At 43.5% G+C, this 21,104-nt stretch carries 18 protein-coding genes; 7 read left to right on the forward strand and 11 right to left on the reverse strand.

All coding sequences use genetic code 11. The features are described 5' to 3' along the window. Window positions 1-171: 171 nt before the first annotated feature. The gene (locus tag ACZW67_RS02775) at window positions 172-3,117 is read right to left on the reverse strand and encodes a valine--tRNA ligase (RefSeq protein ID WP_465182072.1); all 2,946 of its coding nucleotides are present in this window, start codon (window positions 3,115-3,117) and stop codon (window positions 172-174) included. Window positions 3,118-3,434: 317 nt separating this feature from the next. Here ACZW67_RS02775 and ACZW67_RS02780 point away from each other — a divergent pair, with 317 nt between their 5' ends. Then, window positions 3,435-4,571 carry a formate/nitrite transporter family protein gene (locus tag ACZW67_RS02780; protein WP_465182073.1) on the forward strand — a complete coding sequence of 379 codons (1,137 nt, stop codon included), beginning with the start codon at window positions 3,435-3,437 and terminating at the stop codon, window positions 4,569-4,571. 159 nt (window positions 4,572-4,730) lie between these two features. On the opposite strand, the gene ACZW67_RS02785 is transcribed toward ACZW67_RS02780, so the two are convergent. The 6 genes from ACZW67_RS02785 to ACZW67_RS02810 form a co-directional block, all read right to left on the reverse strand. Next, window positions 4,731-5,654: a bile acid:sodium symporter family protein gene (locus tag ACZW67_RS02785; RefSeq protein ID WP_110924069.1), complete on the reverse strand. Its 924-nt coding sequence runs from the start codon at window positions 5,652-5,654 to the stop codon at window positions 4,731-4,733. 889 nt (window positions 5,655-6,543) lie between these two features. After that, the gene (locus ACZW67_RS02790; RefSeq protein WP_110924071.1) at window positions 6,544-7,014 is read right to left on the reverse strand and encodes a YbjQ family protein; all 471 of its coding nucleotides are present in this window, start codon (window positions 7,012-7,014) and stop codon (window positions 6,544-6,546) included. A 49-nt stretch (window positions 7,015-7,063) separates the two neighbouring features. Beyond that, a complete protein-coding gene (locus tag ACZW67_RS02795) occupies window positions 7,064-7,528 on the reverse strand; it encodes a YbjQ family protein (protein WP_465182074.1) in 465 nt (154 codons plus the stop codon). 94 nt (window positions 7,529-7,622) lie between these two features. Beyond that, window positions 7,623-8,180, reverse strand: a complete 558-nt coding sequence (locus ACZW67_RS02800) for a YecA/YgfB family protein (protein WP_110924074.1) — start codon at window positions 8,178-8,180, stop codon at window positions 7,623-7,625. A gap of 293 nt (window positions 8,181-8,473) precedes the next feature. Beyond that, on the reverse strand, window positions 8,474-8,710 hold the full coding sequence (locus ACZW67_RS02805; protein WP_110924075.1) for a PA3496 family putative envelope integrity protein: 237 nt from the start codon (window positions 8,708-8,710) through the stop codon (window positions 8,474-8,476). A gap of 212 nt (window positions 8,711-8,922) precedes the next feature. Continuing rightward, window positions 8,923-10,410, reverse strand: a complete 1,488-nt coding sequence (locus tag ACZW67_RS02810) for a hypothetical protein (protein ID WP_465182075.1) — start codon at window positions 10,408-10,410, stop codon at window positions 8,923-8,925. 517 nt (window positions 10,411-10,927) lie between these two features. Here ACZW67_RS02810 and serB point away from each other — a divergent pair. From serB to hemJ, 6 genes are all read left to right on the forward strand, one after another. Continuing rightward, on the forward strand, window positions 10,928-12,118 hold the full coding sequence (gene serB, locus ACZW67_RS02815) for a phosphoserine phosphatase SerB (protein ID WP_465182076.1): 1,191 nt from the start codon (window positions 10,928-10,930) through the stop codon (window positions 12,116-12,118). Between the two features lie 255 nt (window positions 12,119-12,373). After that, entirely contained in the window at window positions 12,374-13,363 is a 990-nt protein-coding gene (locus ACZW67_RS02820) for a DUF368 domain-containing protein (protein WP_465182077.1), read from the forward strand. Between the two features lie 226 nt (window positions 13,364-13,589). Beyond that, window positions 13,590-13,991 carry an AciT family ciprofloxacin tolerance protein gene (gene aciT, locus ACZW67_RS02825; RefSeq protein ID WP_465182078.1) on the forward strand — a complete coding sequence of 134 codons (402 nt, stop codon included), beginning with the start codon at window positions 13,590-13,592 and terminating at the stop codon, window positions 13,989-13,991. Between the two features lie 179 nt (window positions 13,992-14,170). Continuing rightward, a complete protein-coding gene (locus ACZW67_RS02830; protein WP_465182079.1) occupies window positions 14,171-14,677 on the forward strand; it encodes an SCP2 sterol-binding domain-containing protein in 507 nt (168 codons plus the stop codon). A 209-nt stretch (window positions 14,678-14,886) separates the two neighbouring features. Next, window positions 14,887-16,038 (forward strand): biotin synthase BioB, encoded by a 1,152-nt coding sequence (gene bioB / locus ACZW67_RS02835; protein ID WP_465182080.1) that lies wholly within the window; start codon window positions 14,887-14,889, stop codon window positions 16,036-16,038. Between the two features lie 146 nt (window positions 16,039-16,184). After that, entirely contained in the window at window positions 16,185-16,619 is a 435-nt protein-coding gene (gene hemJ, locus ACZW67_RS02840) for a protoporphyrinogen oxidase HemJ (RefSeq protein ID WP_465182081.1), read from the forward strand. A gap of 159 nt (window positions 16,620-16,778) precedes the next feature. Here hemJ and ACZW67_RS02845 read toward each other — a convergent pair whose 3' ends face one another. The 4 genes from ACZW67_RS02845 to ACZW67_RS02860 all read right to left on the reverse strand — a co-directional run bounded on the left by ACZW67_RS02845 (window position 16,779) and on the right by ACZW67_RS02860 (window position 21,064). Then, window positions 16,779-17,420: a hypothetical protein gene (locus ACZW67_RS02845; RefSeq protein WP_465182082.1), complete on the reverse strand. Its 642-nt coding sequence runs from the start codon at window positions 17,418-17,420 to the stop codon at window positions 16,779-16,781. A 263-nt stretch (window positions 17,421-17,683) separates the two neighbouring features. After that, window positions 17,684-18,175, reverse strand: a complete 492-nt coding sequence (locus ACZW67_RS02850; protein WP_465182083.1) for a hypothetical protein — start codon at window positions 18,173-18,175, stop codon at window positions 17,684-17,686. A gap of 124 nt (window positions 18,176-18,299) precedes the next feature. Beyond that, window positions 18,300-19,016, reverse strand: a complete 717-nt coding sequence (rph, locus tag ACZW67_RS02855; RefSeq protein ID WP_465182084.1) for a ribonuclease PH — start codon at window positions 19,014-19,016, stop codon at window positions 18,300-18,302. A gap of 275 nt (window positions 19,017-19,291) precedes the next feature. After that, window positions 19,292-21,064, reverse strand: coding sequence for an AMP-binding protein (locus ACZW67_RS02860; protein WP_465182085.1), 1,773 nt, complete (start codon window positions 21,062-21,064; stop codon window positions 19,292-19,294). Window positions 21,065-21,104: the final 40 nt, after the last annotated feature.

The following is a 21,104-nucleotide window of genomic DNA, read 5'->3' on the forward strand; positions in this document are numbered from 1 at the left end:
ACAGGTATTAGAGATTATATACGACATATAGTGACGTATATAATCAAAAAGATAACTCTATATAATATGTAAATTCTTGATCTACATCATCGCTCTGATCTATGTAACGAAACAAAAACGCCATCACAAGTGTGACAGCGCTTTTTATTACTACAGATATTTACGTTTTATTTACAACGCTTTTAACTGCTCCATCTGCGCCGTCATCGCGGTCAACTGCCCTTCTAGCTCAGCCAGTTTCGCTTTTTCAGCATCGACTACTTCCGCAGGTGCTTTGCTCACAAAGCCTTCATTACCAAGCTTACGCGCGATGCCTTCGGCTTGACCTTTCAACTTATCATATGACTTACCTAAGCGTGCCAGCTCAGCCGTTGGATCGATCAGACCTTTCATCGGTACGAGTACACGTAGTTGACCGACCATACTTGATGACGATAGTGGAATCTTTTGATCAGAGCCGTCACCACTATTTATAATCTCTAAGCTCTCGACTTTGGCAAGCGCTTTGAACTGGTTTTTGATACGTGATAGACGCGCATCTTCATCAGCAGAGATATTTTGTAGTAGCACTGGCAGACGTACGGCATTACCCAGTTTCATCTCACCACGGATGTTACGGACGCTAGCGATTAGCTCCTGTAGCCACGCCATATCCGCCTCAACTTGCTCACTGATTTGTGCCTCATCCGTTTTTGGATAGTCAGCGACCACGATGCTGTCAGTGTTTTTTCGACCCAGTAGCGGTGCTACCGTCTGCCAGATTTGCTCTGTCAGATACGGCATGATTGGATGGCTAAAGCGTAGCGCCGTCTCTAGCACGTGCAGCAATACATAGCGGATTTGCGCTTTGCGCTCGTCAGACACTGAGTCATCATTTAGACTGGCTTTGGCAAGCTCAACGTACCAATCACAGTACTCATTCCAGATGAACTCATAGATATCTTGGCTGACCATATCGAGACGATACTGAGCAAAATGCTGATGGATATCGGCAACGGTAGAGTTCAGACGACTCATTATCCATTTTTCTGGCAATTCCCAAACGTCAGGGTTTGCCGCTTGGTCGATAGGCTTGGCAGCACCTTCGCTATCGACGCAGTTCATGAGTACAAAACGGCTGGCGTTCCAGATTTTATTACAGAAGTTACGATAGCCCTCGACACGCTTTAGATCAAAGTTGATATCGCGACCGGTACTGGCAAGGGATGTAAAGGTAAAGCGCAATGCATCCGTACCAAAGGCTGGGATGCCTTCTGGGAACTCTTTACGCGTTTGCTTTTCGATTTTGGCCGCGTCTTTCGGATTCATCATGTTGCTGGTGCGTTTTTCTACCAGCGCTTCTAGATCAATACCGTCGATTAGGTCAATCGGATCTAAGACGTTGCCTTTTGATTTTGACATTTTTTGACCATTGCCATCACGTACCAGACCATGCACATAAACGGTCTTAAACGGTACTTGCGGCGTGCCGTCTTCGTTTTTCACGAAGTGCATGGTCATCATGATCATGCGGGCCACCCAAAAGAAGATAATGTCAAAACCTGTCACCAACACGCTGGTTGGGTGAAAGGTGTCCATCACGCGTGGATCGGCGTTGACATCTGCCCAGTCAAGCGTACTGAACGTCCATAGACCTGAGCTGAACCATGTATCGAGCACATCATTATCTTGGCGCAATACAATATCGTCGCTGAGACTGTACTTGCTACGTACTTCAGCTTCGTCACGGGCGACATAGATTTCACCCGTCGCATCGTCATACCATGCAGGGATACGATGTCCCCACCACAGCTGACGGCTGATGCACCAATCTTGCAGATCGGTCATCCACGACATATACATGTTTTTGTACTGCGCAGGGACGAACTCGATGCTGCCGTCTTCTACCGCGTCAATCGCAGGCTTGGCCAATTCTTTGACAGCGACATACCATTGATCGGTCAACCACGGCTCAACGATCGTACCGCCACGCTCAGCACGTGGTGCTTTGAGTGCGTAGTCTTCGATATCTTCTAGCCAGCCTTGCTCGCCTGCTTGCTCAACGAGGAACTTACGTGCAGCAAAACGTTCTAAACCAGCATACTCGCTTGGGGTGGTCTCTAATTCTGGCTCACGCGTCTGCAAGTCAGGATAGACTTCCATCGCTGGCAAAATATTGGCGCGCTCATCAAGAATATTAATCAATGGCAAGTCATGACGACGACCCAATTCATAATCGTTAAAATCATGCGCTGGAGTAATTTTTACGCAGCCCGTACCAAAGTCTTTTTCGACATAATCATCAGCGACGATAGGCACGACGCGCCCCGTGATTGGCAAGGTAATGGTTTTGCCAACCAAGTGTGCATAACGCTCATCGCTAGGATTGACGGCGACAGCAGTATCACCAAGTAGCGTTTCAGGACGTGTGGTGGCGACGACCAGATAGTTTTTACCATCTTGGGTGGTTAGGTCTGCATCCGTGAAATGATAGCGGAAATGCCACAGGCTGCCTTTTTCGTCATGGTTTTCTACTTCTAAATCAGATAATGCGGTTTGGAACTTAGGATCCCAGTTGACCAAACGCTTGCCACGATAGATAAGGCCATCGTCAAATAGACGTACGAACACTTCTTTGACTGCGTTAGACAGACCGTCATCCATGGTAAAGCGCTCACGCGACCAGTCAACCGAGCTGCCCAAACGGCGAATTTGGCTAGTGATATTACCGCCCGACTCTTCTTTCCATTCCCATACTTTATCGATGAAGTCTTCACGCGTCATATCACGGCGCTTGATACCTTGTGCCTCCAAACGACGCTCAACGACCATTTGAGTCGCGATACCCGCATGATCCGTACCTGGCTGCCACAGCGTATTGTCACCATCCATGCGGTGGTAACGGGTGAGCGCATCCATGATCGCATTGTTAAAACCATGTCCCATGTGCAGCGAGCCAGTGACGTTCGGCGGTGGTAGCGCGATAGAAAATGACTCGTCTTTGTCAAAAGTCGGCTGAAAATAGCCGCTTTCTTCCCAGCCCTGATACATGCCTGCTTCGACTTCCGCAGGATTATAGGCGTTTTCAAGTTGGCTTAAGGCCGCTTGGATAGAGGCGGTTAGGTTGTGGTTACTCATAATGGCATTATCTTTTATTGATTGAATGTGATCAAAGTTAATTGAATTAAAGCGAATATAAAAATTAGGAAAATCATGAATAGAGTGATTTTAACGCAGATAGGCATATTTTGTTAGATGGTAAGGCAATTTATAAAGCCTGAAGGCAGTTTTTGAGCAAATTATTAAACAATTAACAACAGCAATCGGCTCAATGCTAAACATAATCAGCGATCGTCGTACGATAGAATATAGCTTCTGTCTCAATATAGTTTCTATCTCTACGTTCGATATTTCTTATATAGCAAAACTATTATCTCTTAACCAGTGAGTTTACCGTGTCCCAAGATATTGATAGTCATACTGAACATCAGAAAGACTTGCAGACCTCATCTACAGATTATGAGCACTTGGCTGATGACAGTCATAAAGAAAAATTTCAAAGAAGCCAGAAAGAAGACCATCAAGAAAACAGTCAAAAAGGCTCTCAAGAAAACAGTCCCAATGGCAAAGCTCATGACAATAATAATGAGAACACCAATGAGACAAACGTCACTGAAGACCTAAAAGACAATGATCTGCCAGAAGAAATCAGTGACGAAGACAAAGAAACCATCAAAAAAGTCGCCAATGATGACAATTTGAGTCATGCAAAAAGCTATGCCAGTATTTTAGTTGAGCAAGTCATGGACGCTAAAGAAACCTTTGAGCGCTCGCTTGGCTCGCTATTCACCAGTGCTTTTACCGCTGGACTTGAGATTGGTATTAGCTTCTTTATGATTTTATCGGCTTTTGCGCTCCTCAGCAGAGTACTACCCAGTGAATACGCCCTCGTACTCGCCTCGTTACTTTACCCCATCGGCTTTATTATCGTTGTCATTGGTCAGTCGCTATTGTTTACCGAACAAACATCCCTACTAAGTCTGCCAGTACTCAATGGGATTGAACCGTTAACTAAGTTGCTACGTCTATGGGGCATTGTGATCGCTGGTAACGTGGTGGGTGGGTGTTTATTTGCTGCGTTAATGATTGGCCTTGGTTTGAAAATGCAATTATTCAGCGTCAGCGATATTGACGCGTATGCCGAGCATGTCTTAGGATTTGAATGGTGGGTGATATTTGGTAGCGCAGTATTGGCAGGTTGGATGATGGGCGTGACGGCATGGCTGGTGACCTCGGCACGCGATACCCTTAGCCGCATTGTCTTAGTTACCATCATTACTGGCAGTATCGGATTTTTGGGTTTACATCACAGTATCGTAGGTAATATTGAGGTGTTTTCTGCCTTACTGTATGGCAATACTGTCAGCCTATGGCGCTATTTAATCTTCTTGGCAGTGGTACTGGTGGGTAATACGGTCGGTGGCGTGGTGTTTGTCGCAGTACTGAAAAACCGCACCTTCTTGTTTGAAATTGAAAAAGTAAAAGAACAGACAGCCAATGCCAAAGAAAGAGTAGATGTACGTCATCGTTAAGCTCTGTCCTTAACCCTGTCTTGCGCTATGTTCTACAGTCTGTATGTAATGAAATATAGTGGCCATAAATGCAAAAACCCCATAACAAGCTTTGAAACATCAAGCCGGTTATGGGGTTCAGTCAATTAAAAGACGATTGAGTGATTTATAGTCTTAAGTTTAAAGTCTACGTGCTGCCATCACACTACTGTCTATCTCAGTTTGCTTCGCCTTATTGTGTTGCGCACTGAATACTCTTACCATGATACCTGCGGTTAAGAACATGATTAGCGTATAAATAGCTGGCGTCAGCGACATTTTGTAATTGGCCAATAATGTCAATGCCATAAACATCGAAAGCGTACTGTTCTGTAGGCCGACTTCCATGGTAATCGATCTTCTTTGTGCCGGATTCAGACCAAACCATTTACTGGTGTAATAACCAAGCGCCATCGTTGACACATTCAATATCAATGATACAGGGCCAGTCGCTATCAAGGCTTCTACAATGATGTCTTTTTGCACATAGCTTAAGAATAAAACCAAAAAACTCAGGAATATCACGCCAAAACGAGAAACCATGACCTGTGTTTTATCTGCAACCGTGGGCGCATAGCGTTTGATCAGCATACCAACGCTCACAGGTAAGATAGTTAGAGCAATTAAGCTGACCATGGTTTTAACCACTGGCAACTGAAACTCACTGCCCGCGCCCATGAAATACACGAGAGAAAAACTGAGGACGATAGGAATGGTAAACACGGTAATGACGCTTGCAATAGCGGTCATGGTGACCGACAGTGCGACATCACCTTTGGCCAGATAAGTGAATAGGTTTGAGGTGGTGCCGCCAGGACAAAGCACCAGTAACATAACCCCAACGGCATATTCAGGTTCTAGGGACATCGAGGTTGCCAAAGCAAAACCAACCAATGGTAAGAAGATCAGCTGATTGGTTAGGCCTATTGCGACTGCTTTGGGGTATTTGACGACTCTTTTAAAGTCATTGGTAACTAAGGACAGACCCATCCCCATCATGATCAAAAAAATACCAATAGGAATGACTTTTGAATTTACAAACGTGACTAACTCCACACCTTCCATAACTACATCCTTGTAGATAGAGCCCTTACATAGGCAGTTTTATGACAACTTTGTGATGCTTAATCAGCCAATCCTGCTGAGATTTTGGGTAAAAGCCATCGACGTCATCAATGTTTTGTATGACAACATTACTTGACAGCATTCCATGCCATCTTTCACATATATTCAGTAATCGTAATAAAGCGGTAACATAAAGTATATCGTTGTAAAGGCAGCTTTATCTATTTTATTCAACTACTCACCAGTCAGTATTCAAACGTAGGATATCCGCCATATAAAAGTACAGAAAATTTTAGGGTATCCCATTATTTATGTTGTTAGGCTGAGAACGAGCAGATTTGCCGCTAAGAAAGGAATCAATCACACCCGCCGCCATCGCCACCACTGTCACTACAAGAGTCCTGGCTGCTATATCCGCTATGATTACTGTTACTGTTGTTGACGTCATCTCCTGAAGATGAGCTTGAAGTACGCTTTGACAGCTTTTTACGACTAGACCAGAGCATCACTTTAAACACACCATAAAACATCAGTAACCCAAAAACAATCTGTAAAAGTAGCAGGAAGCCCCAGAAGAAAAGTTCAAGCATAATATAGTCGACCCTCTATAATTTCTTGTTAGACATTGATAGCAACGCAAGGATAACTAGGACGTGTCCTCAATTCAAACGAGTGCCCTCTAAATGGGCTAAAAATAGCTAAATTTTGCCAAACATCGTCAAATATCTGGTTAATATCCCGATATTATCTGCGCTATTTTCCTCGTTTGACTGCAATTTATCTTATTTTGATCATCATTTTTAAAATGAGGACACACCCTAAGACAAGTGATTATTTTGGGGATAAGAAAGAAGGCAAGATTAAGAATATATCTTAGATTGGCAGGGCTTTAGTGACGGTCAGTACTGATAACTGCCGTACCATAGGCGATGGCTTCTACCATGCTGCCTAGTTGATTGACGTTAGTCACCTCAAGGCGTAGACCATAAATATGATTACAACCTTTGGCATTGGCCTCGGTACGCATCCGTACGATAGCCTCACGGCGGGCGCGATCTAATAACGTCTCGTAGGTGGTCAGGTTTTTACCAAAGATACTTAAGACACGGGCGATAATCATTTTGAAGTAATCTTGACCAATCACCACACTACCCAGTACTAGCTCACCTTGACTATTAGCCGCAATATTAGGACGATAAAAGCGTTCGCTTGACACAATGATATGACTCAGTGCTTGCTCGTCGATGCTCAACTGTGCCAAATGCTGACGCTCGTGACGCGTGCCAAAAAACCAGCCAGCCGCGAATAATAAAACAAACGGTGCATAGTTGATGAGGAATTGGGTAAGGGAGTTGTTCATGGCACGTCTCTTATCATACAAAAGCATCAATGCTTTAAGATTCGGTTATCTAACCAAAAGGATTGAAACGTGGCAACTCATCATTAGGTTCTGATGATGGGGTTTGCATGCTTGGGTGTTGACCTGAATGATGCGATTGACCCGTTTGATAATGCGAATCGCTTGGCGGGTTTTGAGGTGATTGCTGCGGCATGGGTATCGCTTTGACAGCAGTACCATAAACAAATAGCTCAGAGGCTCCCTGCGCGATGCTAGAGGTCGAAAAACGCAAACCAACGACTGCATCAGCACCCAAAGATTCTGCCTTGACAATCATGCGGTCTATCGCTTCTTGACGTGACTCTTCTAACAGCTCGGTATAAGCTGTCAGCTCACCACCGACGATATTTTTTAGTCCAGCAAACAAGTCTTTACCGACGTGCTTTGAGCGTACCGTACTGCCGTACACCACATCTAAACGCTCGGTGATTTGATAGTTAGGCAAGCGCTCAAGATTGGAAAGCTGTACAGTCATGTTACGACCTTATCGATGAGTTAAAGAGGTATAAAACTGCATGGAACATAATAAGCAGCGCTATTGATAGTACCGCTTATTAAATACAAAAATATTAGTCGTTGGTATGAAACAACAAAAACAGCTCAGTCAAATTGCCTTCAATGCTATTGGCCATTTGCACCAGTTTATCTTCATCTTTACGCATCTCAGCAAGCTCTGGATCTTCGTCATCAATACCGCTCAATACGATCATTGGTAAGGTCAACACTGCTACGTCTTCTGCGGTTTCTTCATCTTCAAACCAATCACTGGCTTCATCACCATACATCGCATCGACAAAGCCGATTGACCAAGCAACGATATCTGAGTCATCTGAAAAGTCGACGGCTACTTCTTCATCACCAGCGTCTTCACCAAACGGTAGCTCGATAGGCGTCTCGTTTTTTAACTCAGCGATGATCGAATCACGCCAGCGTGTGATGCCATCGATCACGTTTTCTGGAATCTCACTAGTATGGCCTTCAAACAATGCATCCATCCAGTTAGGCAATGGACGACCGATGACTGTCGCCGTCAAAAAACCATGCGCAGCGACACTATCGAGCACAAACTGGCTCTCTTGATTGTCCATATAGTCTAGTAATTCATCAAAACTTAATTGGTTACTCATGGTCTAATTGTCCTTGAAAGGTGGATTGCGACAGTCTTAATAAATGCGCAATAAACGTTCAGTTACGTGCAAAATCAGTGATAATTTGAGGATAAAGGTCATTCGAATAAACATTCAAACAACCATTATAAAGTCAGAATTACTGCATAGAATGGGCTGCTGGCAACCATAGAAAAGTAATAAATAAGATATCATCAATCTAATACCATTAGGTGATGAGCCATTATTACGTGGCTTTAGTCGGCTTAAATGACTTAACTTTATTATATTGTGTGAGACCTTTATTCTAAAATTTAAAAGTCGTCATCATCCCAGTCATCGCCATCTTCATCGAAGTTATCGATGTCATCTAAATCGTCTTTTAGCTCTTTAGCCAACCGTTTTTCTTCTAACAAATTATCGATTAGACGACGTTTTTCAAGACTGCTTAAGCGCGTACGTACACTCGTCTCAGCCTCTTCCACCATCTTTGCATCATCATCATCGATGAAATCATCATCAAAATCGTTGTCAATATCAGCGTCACTCATGACAAACTCCTATCATTTTTGGCAAAGGTATTAAGAATACATTAATATATATATGCCTTATAAAGTCTCTACTGAACGTTGTCAATGCTTTTTATCACTATGGCCTATTTCACCTATAATACCAAGATAATGATGTAGGCAATATAACAGACAATTGTGTACATAAAAACAAAAACAATTGTCGTTAATGAAACATCATTACACAGATACTATTAAATATGTGATTCGTCTTCATTTTCAATCATCAGTACCGAATTTCGGACATCAGCCAAACGTTGAATCATTGAATCATTCCCACCATCGAATACGGCACATTCACGCTCATAAACGGTGGTTGGGCGCATGATACTCTGTACTTGTACATGATGGCTGATTTGCTTGAGTCCAGCATTCGGTAGCAAGATCAGCATCTGCTCTTTTTTGCCAACACTGTGCAGTAATTGCGTCATCGCATCACTTTGTGCATCATCACTGACGCCCGCTTTGGCAGGTAATGCAAAGCGCGACAGCTCGATATGCTTGTCATGGATAATCTTGTTAAGCATTAAATATAGCTTACCAAGCATCACGCCTGCTAACGCCACTTTGGCATGGCTGTTATCAGCTTTTAATAGCACACTCGCACCGCTGTCATCGAACTTAGGCTCATTTATCATGCTGACACCTAGCAACAATGGCTGCTTGAGTAGCTCAGTCGCTGCTTGGTTCAATAGCTGAGTGCATAATGCCAAATAAGGCAAGCGCTGGGCAGGTGCAAGACGCTCAAGCATATTGAACTCGTCATGGAATACAATCTGTACTTTCACGCTGTCAAATGCTCGTGTGGCAGACAATCGCGAGGCGCTGCTAGATCTCTGAGTACTACTGCCGCTCATTTCATCTTGCATGCTTTTCGCTGCTAGATTTTCTACTTGGTCATCTGCCGCACCATCAATAGCCGTACTAGAATGAGCGGTATCGCTCGCCGCACTTTGATTTTGTTGTGTTCTTAAATACTGGTTTACTTCACTATTTACATCAAACTTACGAAGGTCAGCTGGTTTATGCTCTGCGCCGTCTTCATCCAAGCTGCTCATTGTTTGATAGTCATTTTCTTGGAGATCGTTTGTTTGACGGTCAGCTGAGCGGCGCTCGTGGTTACGGCTACGCTGATCAATTTGCATATACTGCTCACGGTGCAAATCTTGGATATCACGACTGAGGGCATTGATTTGCTCTTTGGTAGGACGGGCAAGATAGCCGTAAATTAACCAAAGCAATAAGTGCAGTAGCATAGTACCGATGACAAATGGCCATTGCATGGCGATAATTTCACCTTTGCTAATATCCTTTAATGTCAGTGCCACACTACCAATCACAGCATCGCCGTTGGTAGCAATTTGACGAATCGTATCACCTTGCTGCATAGGCGCATTGCCGACTGGCACCAAGATATCGTCGTTATTGTCTGTGATCAAGATCTTCGTCACGTCTTGCTCGCTGGTATAGCGATTAGCAATCACGCTTAGACTGACACGGTCTTTATTCTCTAAAGACAATCTTGCCTCATCAATCAGCTGAGCAACCATCTGCTCGCCTTTTAACGCACGACTGTTGCTCAACTGTTGATCGGTGCTAATAACCAACAATAGAGTCTGCAAACAAAAACTAACCAGAAGAATAATGGCAAACAACCCTTGCCGCGGCGCTAAATACGTCATGATATGTTAAACTTTTTTGGATAAAAGAAATTAAAAAACAAGGCTATTGCTCATTTTTTGGCTATTTTAAAAAACGGTAATGCAGGCATCTTTTTGTAACGCGTGTCTTTATAACGTATATCTGGGTAAACCATCACTTATAGTCGATTCAATTCAAAAGTAGTACAAGGCAACCAAGTGTAGATGTATATGTGATACTTCAAGCGAGGTTAACGCTGTCATACTTTTATAGTGGAAGAACTATAGGATAAACGACCGCACATGAGACTTGTTATGACTAAACACATTATCATAAATACAACTCGCTTATCCTATCTACTATATCACCATAATAAACCTTATAGCGTTAGCAGCTTTATAAATTTGTCATAATAATAACATTCAATTTCAAACGCTTTTCTGTCTGGTACAGCCCTTTTTAGTTAACCGTGATACTTTGCATGTCATCTATAGGCGCTGCCGAGGAAAGCTGCTATTATTCCCAATCTTATACGAGCATACAAGGGACAATTAAGCCATGCCAAACAATACATCTTATTCGTTACCAAAAGACAGCAAAGCATGGCAACAAGCCGTTGACTCTATTGCCTCGCTCCTACCTGATGGTACTGATCTACAGGATTTTGACGCGCTACAGTCCCTACCTGTTTTTGCACTAATTGTGGTGCTACCGACCAAAGTATCAACCCTTGATATCCATCAATATGTGCAGTCTTGGGTCGATGAGCAGCCGAACTGGCATCTGGTCACTGTCGCTGAAGATACCGATGCAAGTTTTGTGAATATCACTGTCTCTGATACAGAACCAACAGACGGAAATGCACAGCGCCTTCCTTTTACACAGACACAAGTATTCCGCTATCTACTGGTACCAGTCACCGATACGCTCATGCACCCCGCCAAAAAAACCGCTGCCGCTCACATCATTGATGAGCAGCTGACCAGACGCTTGCGTCATGATTTGGCTGAAGCGTATAAGAGTACGAGCAGTGCTGATAGTACGGATAATTTGAATGTCGTTGATTGCCATATCTTATCTGTTGGTCATATGCTACGTACCCACAAGCTTGCCTGCTTTGATATGGACTCCACCTTAATCGAGCAAGAAGTCATCGTTGAGCTGGCCAAAACGGCAGGTATCGGTGAAGAAGTTGCCGCCATCACTGAATCGGCGATGCGCGGTGAGATCGATTTTGACGAATCTTTTGCCAAACGTGTGGCACTATTAAAAGACATTCCAATTGACGTATTGGATGATATTTGTAGCCGCTTAACTTTATCAGTAGGCGCACGCACCACGATCAGTGCACTCAAAGCATTGGGTTATCACACCGTATTGGTATCAGGTGGATTCACCTATTTTGCCCGCTATATCGCAGAGCAGTTAGGTATTGACGAAGTTCATGCCAACTTTTTAGATATTGACGAAGGCATGGTGACGGGCCACGTGCAATTACCTATCGTCAATGGTGCCAAAAAAGCCGCCATCGTCGAACACACGGCAGAGCGCTTAGGCATCGATATGTCACAAGTGGTCTGTATTGGTGACGGTGCTAATGATTTGCCGATGATGGCCATCGCCGATCTAGGGGTTGCCTATCACGCAAAACCTATCGTCCAAGCACGGGCTGATGCGGCGGTTAACGTGACTGGTCTTGAAGGCACGCTTTATGCCCTTGGTTATCCAGCACTTGCCCCTACCGAATAATGTCTAAAAACTAGAAACACTGTAAAAAGCTAGGTTAATGTCTTTGTCATTGATCTGGCTTTTATACTTCTAGCTTTTATATTTTGTTACCACTGGTCATAGTGCTATTTTAATAAAACCATTTGAATATTACTGCCTGAACATTACTTTGGTCTAACTACACTTTAGTTTAACTACACTTTAGTTTAACTACACTTTAGTCTAACTATTGTCACTCACTTTCAACGCTCATTTTAAATCAATCAAGGACTGTCCATGACGGCACCCCAATCATCCAAACCAAGCGAGTCGTCAGCACCGCAACCATTAGATGGCAGTGTTACTAATACTGACAACCCAAAACAGCTACTAGGCGTCTATATCAAAGGAATGGCCATGGGTGCAGCCGATATCGTACCTGGCGTCTCTGGCGGTACTATTGCGCTGATTGCTGGTATTTATGAGCGATTGATTAATGCACTTGGCAGTATTGGACCCAAGCTCTGGCAGATATTCCAAAAGGAAGGTGGTATCAAAGGTTTGCTTGCGGTGTGGCGACAGGTCGATGCGACATTTTTATTATTCCTGTTATTAGGTATCGCCACCAGTTTCGCCACGTTGGCTGGCATGATTAAGTACTTGCTAGACAATCAACCACTATCGATCTGGTCATTCTTTTTTGGATTGGTCATTGCAACCATATGTATATTATTGACTGAAATCAAGCGTTGGAACATAGGACGCATTGCCTTATTTGCCATCGGTCTCGTCAGCGCAGTCGTCATCAGTAGTTTGCCACTGCTCACTGGCACGCCAAGCTTACCTTATTTGTTTTTTGCAGGGGCAATTGCAATTTGCGCCATGATATTGCCAGGTATATCAGGCTCATTTATCCTATTACTATTAGGCGCTTATGACACCGTATTAGAAGCTGTTCATACCCTTAATTTCACGGTTATTTTTACACTCATAGCGGGTATGGTCACTGGACTTTTACTGTTCACTCACGCATTAAAATGGCTGTTGGCTCGCTACTATCAAGCTACCTTAGCTTTGCTGACTGGCTTTATCGCTGGCTCTTTGATGAAGATATGGCCATGGAAGGTAGGTGTTTTGAACACCCTAGATAATGAAGCAATACACAACGTCATACCATGGCACTACCCTACTGGTCCACACTGGTTCAGCACACTGGGGCTGATGTTATTAGGTGCTGTGTTAGTGTCATTATTATCGTGGTGGGGCAAGCGCAATAACCATCATTGATAACAACGTTTAATCACTATTGATTAGCAAACCTCTTATTCCTCTCTAAAAATAAGCGCCGACCCTTACGGCGCTTACGCTCCAAATCTGCAATAGAAAACCATCAAAATATGCTAAAAAACCAAACGTCATCGGTTGTCGCAAACTAGCCTTTACCCTCTTTAGCTTTGCCTCGCAAACTTTCATAATGGTCTTATTGGAATTCACCTTATGAATAGCGAGATGAATGATGTTACTAACTATATTTTCTTTTATCGACATAGCGGCATGGAGCAATGCGGCTCTACTTGGTTACGGCTTATTGGCAGTGATAATAGCGGCGCTCGCCTTCTCGTCTCAGCGTTGGTTACTACTGTATTTGTTCGGTGGTATGGCGTATTGGCTAAGCGTTGAAGTCATTCACAGCATACTATCAAGTCGACTGATACTGTCAGAGTTATCAGACTGGCACAGCTATATCATCGCCATGGGTATCAGCTGGTTACCTTTAGCGGCTTGGGTCTTGTATCGGGCGTTACGTTATGAGGATGTCAGTCAATCGGTTCAGCTACAACGTGAGTTAGAGGCAGCACGCTATATCGAACATACGCCTGTCTACGATGATGACTACCAACCGCGCTTTCACTAATGCAATCAATCCTGTAGCAACTATGCTGACGTCATCGAATGTTACAAGATACTTAACGCTCTCTACGTAACTCCTAAAGAATAACAACCTATCCATCGTTTATAATGTAATTATATATTTGTCGCAAAAATTGTTATAAAGTACGCATTATTTTGCGTCTCATTTTTAGGAGTTCGATTATGTTTACTATTCCTGTTCTAGATATTAAGTCTGATCCTTTAGACGTATTATTGGCTGTGATCGGTTACCGTTTATCTATGTTAGCTGATAGCGACGATGAAGCTGTCCAAAAGCTATTCGCTGATCGTAATGTCACGATTGAGCTTGCCAGCACCGAAGCGGATATCGCTCGTTATTTTGTCTTTGATAATGGGAGATTCAACCAGTATAGTGGTCATGCAAAAACAGCAGACCTGACTATCAACTTTAAAGACTCTATGACTGGTGTTAAGCTATTGACCAAAGGTAATCTTCCAGCATTTATGACAGCGGTTCAAGAAGGCAACCTCAGCATCGAGGGCGACTACAGCCTCATGATGTGGTTTAATAAGCTTGCCAAGCATATCATTCCAGCGGTGCCAGAAGAGTGTAAACCCTATCTGGACAAAGCCAAGCCTTATGCTTACAAAGCACAAAACTTTGCAAACCATTGGATTGGTGTTGCCAAGCACAAACTGGGTAAATAACCAGATAAAAATAATTAGAACGTTAAATAGCAAACTGATCAGCAAATAGTTACTATTGACCTACTTTATTGTATTCAATATAAATACTATTTAGCAGCACTCTGATTTTCTAAAAAGGTTACGGTATACTATATCGCAGCCTTTTTTATTATTTTAAAAACACAAAAACATTTAGATATACCCAATACCGTTATAAAAGGATTTATCTCATGGCAGGATTACTTAACATCTCAGAACCCAATGCCGATAGCCACACTGAGACACTCAATCATCAAAATAGCAGCGATGATTTTTTGGCCAGTTTAGCCACCGATGCCAACCAACCAGCGCCACATAAGCATAGCCGCGAAGAAATCGCCGCACTGTTTGATTTGCCGTTGATGGATTTGTTGTTACAAGCACAAACGATACATCGGGCGAACTTTACTGCTAATGAAGTACAAATCAGTACCTTGTTATCTATCAAAACAGGTAACTGCCCTGAAGATTGCGGCTACTGCTCACAATCAGGTCATCATCGCGATACCACCAAACTACAAGCAGAAAAACGCATAGAAGTGGACAAAGTCATTGCCGCTGCTAAACGTGCCAAAAACAGTGGCTCGTCACGCTTCTGCATGGGTGCGGCATGGAAACATCCAAGTGCAAAAGACATGCCTTACGTGGTTGAGCTAGTTAAAGAAGTCAAGGCATTGGGGCTTGAGACCTGTATGACGCTTGGTATGTTAGATACCAATCAAGCAACGCAGTTGGCGGATGCCGGATTAGACTACTATAATCATAATCTAGATACCTCACGCAGCTATTATGAACAAGTCGTCAGCACGCGCAGCTATGACGAGCGATTAAATACGATAGACAATGTGCGTAACTCAGGCATCAATGTCTGTAGCGGTAATATCGTTGGCATGGGCGAGAGCCGTGATGACCGTATCGATTGGGTACACGAACTGCTAAAAATGCCAAAAGCGCCAGAGTCAATCCCAGTCAACTTGCTCGTGCCTATTGCAGGGACTCCTATCGGTGACAAAGTATTGGCCGAAGGTCAGCTGTCTGTACTTGAGTGGATTCGTACCATTGCCGTGGCGCGTATTTGCTGCCCGACCAGCTATGTGCGTCTATCTGCTGGCCGCGAAAGCCTCTCTGACTCTGAACAAGCCTTGGCCTTTATGGCGGGTGCGAACTCATTCTTTTATGGTGATAAACTGCTGACGACTGGGAACGCCAGTCAATCAGGCGATGACAGACTCATGCGTGAACTTGGCCTAACAAAGCAGTTTGCTGCGCCAAGAGCACCTAAAGTATTGCCTGTAATGGACGCGATGAACGGTCATCAAACACAAGTCGTATTGGCTGACTAGTTTGACGGTGTGCAGTTAGTGTTCATCAATAATCTGCATTGCACTTGCGTTTGGGCTGAGTCATCAATTAGCCCTTATAGCAAGCATATGAAAATAAGCCTAGGGCATGTCCTCATTCCAAATGGCTGATAACAAGAGATTAAGTAATGGCAGATTATTTTAACTGGATTAAAGCGGCACATATTATTTCTATGGTTTGCTGGTTTGCGGCAATTTTCTACTTGCCGCGTCTATTTGTTTATCATGCGATGAGTGATGATACCATCAGCCAAGAGCGCTTTACCATTATGGAGCGTAAGCTGTATCGAGGCATTATGACGCCATCGATGATAGCGACATGGGTCTTTGGCCTATGGATGTTAGGGCTAGGCTGGGATGTGTATAAAACTCAAGGTTGGCTACACGTTAAGCTCTTACTAGTGGTATTACTATCTGGCTATCATGGTGCTTGTGGCTTGTATCGCAAAAAACTGATTGATAACCCACACTATAAAACACATAAGTTTTGGCGCTGGTTTAATGAAATACCAGTGTTTGCGTTGATATTTATCGTCATTTTAGTCGTGGTAAAACCTTTCTAAAATTAGCGCCAACACTAGCAGAATAATTGATACCCACAAACCAAAAGCGTACGCCACTTTATCAGTGACGGACGCTTTTTTTGACCTATTATCTCTAGTAGCTTGAACAACTCTGAAACCGCTGACCCTATTTCTGAAGTTGGTATCAAACGTTAAATACTAAACGCTAGGGCGCATGATTTGATAGACATTGCTCAAATCATAAACACGGTAACGAGCTGGCTCACGGCGGTTTTCTCCCGCATAGCTTAATATTAGCGCTTGCTTGGCACGCTCATCGACCCAGCCCACAAACAGTCCACTGTGCTCGACACCATTATAACCATGATTGATATAATAGAGCCAATCTCCCACTTCAATTTCGTCACTATTGGCATAAGGGCCTTGACCATAAGTGCCTTTGTGAATGGTATCGCGCGTCACTCCTGCTCGTTTGAACACCGCATTCAGATAGTCCCAACAGCCCCCTTGAATGATAGTGCGCTCGTTTAGGGCCATCTTGCGTGCAGTACTGACAACCTCACGTGCGGCCAGACTACTTTGGGTCTCCGCACTACTCAATAGCGGTAAATATTCACTATCGATATTGTCATAATCACCGGATAAAAATGCAGGGAGCACTGTGGGCGCTTGACGAGATACGTCTGGATAACGATAGGAAGTATTGCTCGTTGATTGAGTAGATTTTTGAGCGATTAGTGTGCTCATACTATCTGCATGAGCTGGGCCAACCAAACCAAAGGTCAATAATAAAAGACTGCACGACGCTGTAACCGACGACGACATAGGCAAACGCGACATGACTGACTCCTTGTCAATAAAATATAAATGACAGCATAAAAATAGTAGTGGATGAATTTCCAACCCTACTTATAAACTATTTAGAAGTGAGTCTGCAAGCACTATTCGTTTTGAATAGATGACAGAAGGTATGAAATTATAGATTGATGGTAGCGTTACAACGCTAATTTAGAAGGGATAAATCAAGATAGCACTAAAGGCTAGGAAGGTAATCTATATGCTGTTAGAAAAGTCTAATTTGGACAAGTAAGAGGAGATAATTTTTAATTATCACTCATCTTGATATTAACATGACGCTTAGATAGCGCTTGGCCTTGCAAAATGGCTTTGGCAGCAGTCGCTTCTTGGACACTATCAAAACCACTGATATTGTACTTACGTGTATCACTGCTATCGACAATCTGTAACTGCTCGCCAATCAGTGTTATCTTGTCACTATCGATCAAATGGATATGCTCGCGCTTACCTTGATTGTCATGCACCATCTCACCAGCACGTACCCACAGTGTGCCGCTACTGATAGCGCCAACCATGGCTTTTTTATGTTTTTGGCGTTGTCGATTAAAAATAAAACTGCCAATAATTAGCAACGCTAACGCACCGATAGCCAAGCGCTCAGGTAGCACACTCATTGCAAAGGCGACCGCAACTGCCCCGACCAATAAGGCAGAGCCAAACCAAAACATACCGTTATCAGTCGTTTGAGACTGACCTTGTAAGGTGATTTTGGCGCCATCGTCGGTCAGCTTAAGCATGCATCATTACCTGTTGCGAGATATCTAGTTGGCAACAGATAGCGGGCTATTAAAAGCCAACTATCTGTCAGAGCTCGTCGTAGTGTTAAAAAATTAGCACCGTTTATAATAGATCAAAAGCAGACTACCAGCCTAAAGCGGTTTGCTGCATTTTAATCAATTCGGCAATACCTTTTTCGGCAAGAATCAGCATGTCATCAGCTTGAGCGCGAGTGAATGGTTTCTCTTCCGCAGTACCTTGCAGCTCGATAAACTCGCCTTTTTGAGTCATAACGACGTTCAAATCGGTATCGCAGCTAGAGTCTTCTTGATAATTCAAATCTAGATACGCTTCACCATCTTTCATACCGACAGACACAGCAGCAACTAAGCCAATCAATGGATCTGCTTTTAGCTTTTTAGCTTTTTGAACGGTCTCTAATGCGTCAATAAGGGCAATTGCTGCACCAGTTACGCTAGCGGTACGAGTACCACCATCAGCTTGCAGTACATCACAGTCAAGATAAATGGTATTTTCACCCAACTTGCTCAAGTCAATCATCGCACGTAGGCTACGACCGATTAAACGCTGAATCTCTTGGGTACGACCTGATTGCTTGCCGCGTGCCGCTTCACGTTGATTACGGGTATTGGTCGCACGTGGCAACATACCATATTCAGCGGTAATCCAGCCTTTACCTTTGCCTTTCAACCAGCGTGGTACGCCAGATTCGACACTAGCAGTACATAGTACTTTGGTATCGCCAAAGCTCACTAACACTGACCCTTCGGCATGCTTAGTATAATGGCGCTCAAAGCTGATAGAGCGAAGTTGGTCAAGCTCACGATTGTCATTACGCATAAAAATTCCTAGTACAATGTTTGAAAATCAGGGTGATAAAAATGGTCTTAAAATAAGAGGTTGTCGCTACATGGCAGAGCAGTATTTATTATCGTATATTTATTAATCGCATATCAATTCATAAAAACTGACATACAGGAATATAACTCGAATACAAATAGCGACTGTGGGCTTGAGTAGACGCAAATATGGAGATATCCTAACGTGACAGCGGCGCAATAGCAAGATTCACTCACGCTATTACGCCGCTGCTTCAGTAAAGTTTGGTGTTAAATTTATTCTAAACCTTCTATCTTACGCAATTCTTTACGCAGGATTTTGCCCACGTTTGATTTTGGTAATTCATCAACGAACTGGATGCTACGCGGACGCTTGTAGCCAGTCAGTTGCTTTTTGCCAAAATCGAGTAACTCTTGCTCTGTCACTTCGCCCTTCTTGACCACAAATAACTTTGGCTCTTCACCGCGGTTTTCGTTAGGAACACCAATCGCACCGCACTCCACCACTGCTGGATGCTCGCTCATAGCCTCTTCGATTTCATTCGGATAGACATTAAAGCCAGAAACCAAAATCATATCTTTCTTGCGATCAACAATTTTAATAAAGCCTTTCTCATCCATAATACCGATATCACCGGTCTTGAGATAACCATTGGTAGTAAAGGTTTCCTTTGTTTCGTCTGGACGGTTTTGATACCCAATCATCACCTGCGGACCTTTGACACAAATCTCGCCACGGTCACCCAGAGCAACTTCTTTTTCGTCATCATCAATCAGTATCACATCTGTGCTAGAAGCAGGAATACCAATCTTGCCTGTGAATTCAGCAATGGTCATTGGGTTAAAAGCAACCACTGGCGAGGTTTCAGACAGACCATAACCTTCTACGATAGGCAAACCTGTGATTTTGTGCCATTCTTTTGCCACGCTTGGTAGTACCGACATACCACCGCCGATAGAGGCTTTTAGATTAGAAAAATCTAAATCCGCAAAGCTGTCTTTGTGCACCAAGCCGTTGAATAACGTATTCACCGCAGGGATAAATGATGGTTTATATTTGCCCATCTCTTTAATCAGACCATCGAGATCACGTGGGTTCGGGATAAGCAAACCCGCATAGCCTTGGTACATGCCATACATACCGCAAACCATAAATGAGAACACATGATAGAGCGGTAACGCCGTCAAGATAACCTCGTCGGCCTCAGCGTCATCGTCAAATGCACTGTTCATCAACGCACTGATCTGTAGCATGTTAGCCACTAAGTTACCATGCGATAGCATTGCTCCTTTAGCCACACCTGTAGTACCGCCCGTATATTGCAGCAATGCCACGTCTCCTAAATTCAAATCAGGACGTTTGTATTTGCTAGCAGAAACAGCATTCAAGGCATGCTTGAAGCTCACACTCTCTGGCAAGCTATAAGCAGGAATCATTTTTTTGATATGGCGTGCAACGAGGTTGACCACTGCTCCTTTGATCGTGCCTAACATATCGCCAATCTTACAAACGATGACGTGCTCGACTTGACCTTTATCTTCCGCTTCTTGATACGTTTTTGCAAAATTCTCTACGATGAACAAAGCTTTCGTACCACTATCATGCAGCTGATGTGATAACTCACGGCTCGTGTATAAAGGGTTGACGTTGACCAGCACCATACCTGCACGGATGATACCCAATGCAACCACTGGATACTGCAGGAGGTTAGGCATCATCACCCCAACTTTATCACCCTTAACCAATCCTAACGACTGTAAGTAGCTGGCAATCTGACGACTAAACAAATCCAATTGCTTAAAGGTAATCGATGCACCCATACAGATATAAGCAGGCTTTTGGCCGTAACGGCTAAAATTACGCTCGAACACCTCCAGTAAAGAAGTACTATCATCCGGCATGTCGATAGTAGCCGCAATACCATAGCGCTCATAAGTACCTAACCATGGACTATCACTCGGTATCATCGGCATAGTAGGAAATGCGCTGTCGTTATTATTAGTCGCAGCATTATCGTTTGTGGTCTTTTTATTGGTACTGTCGGTCATAACTTTTCCTAAATGTTGCCGTTAAAAACGTAGAATAATC

This window comes from Psychrobacter sp. TPE 89C (assembly GCF_055522395.1).

Coding starts and splice junctions, on each gene's coding strand:
- ACZW67_RS02775 (WP_465182072.1), bottom strand. CDS start 3,117: ATGAGTAACCACAACCTAACCGCCTCTATCCAAGCGGCCTTAAGCCAA.
- ACZW67_RS02785 (WP_110924069.1), bottom strand. CDS start 5,654: ATGGAAGGTGTGGAGTTAGTCACGTTTGTAAATTCAAAAGTCATTCCT.
- ACZW67_RS02790 (WP_110924071.1), bottom strand. CDS start 7,014: ATGAACAACTCCCTTACCCAATTCCTCATCAACTATGCACCGTTTGTT.
- ACZW67_RS02795 (WP_465182074.1), bottom strand. CDS start 7,528: ATGACTGTACAGCTTTCCAATCTTGAGCGCTTGCCTAACTATCAAATC.
- ACZW67_RS02800 (WP_110924074.1), bottom strand. CDS start 8,180: ATGAGTAACCAATTAAGTTTTGATGAATTACTAGACTATATGGACAAT.
- ACZW67_RS02805 (WP_110924075.1), bottom strand. CDS start 8,710: ATGAGTGACGCTGATATTGACAACGATTTTGATGATGATTTCATCGAT.
- ACZW67_RS02810 (WP_465182075.1), bottom strand. CDS start 10,410: ATGACGTATTTAGCGCCGCGGCAAGGGTTGTTTGCCATTATTCTTCTG.
- serB (WP_465182076.1), top strand. CDS start 10,928: ATGCCAAACAATACATCTTATTCGTTACCAAAAGACAGCAAAGCATGG.
- ACZW67_RS02820 (WP_465182077.1), top strand. CDS start 12,374: ATGACGGCACCCCAATCATCCAAACCAAGCGAGTCGTCAGCACCGCAA.
- aciT (WP_465182078.1), top strand. CDS start 13,590: ATGATGTTACTAACTATATTTTCTTTTATCGACATAGCGGCATGGAGC.
- ACZW67_RS02830 (WP_465182079.1), top strand. CDS start 14,171: ATGTTTACTATTCCTGTTCTAGATATTAAGTCTGATCCTTTAGACGTA.
- bioB (WP_465182080.1), top strand. CDS start 14,887: ATGGCAGGATTACTTAACATCTCAGAACCCAATGCCGATAGCCACACT.
- hemJ (WP_465182081.1), top strand. CDS start 16,185: ATGGCAGATTATTTTAACTGGATTAAAGCGGCACATATTATTTCTATG.
- ACZW67_RS02845 (WP_465182082.1), bottom strand. CDS start 17,420: ATGTCGCGTTTGCCTATGTCGTCGTCGGTTACAGCGTCGTGCAGTCTT.
- ACZW67_RS02850 (WP_465182083.1), bottom strand. CDS start 18,175: ATGCTTAAGCTGACCGACGATGGCGCCAAAATCACCTTACAAGGTCAG.
- rph (WP_465182084.1), bottom strand. CDS start 19,016: ATGCGTAATGACAATCGTGAGCTTGACCAACTTCGCTCTATCAGCTTT.
- ACZW67_RS02860 (WP_465182085.1), bottom strand. CDS start 21,064: ATGACCGACAGTACCAATAAAAAGACCACAAACGATAATGCTGCGACT.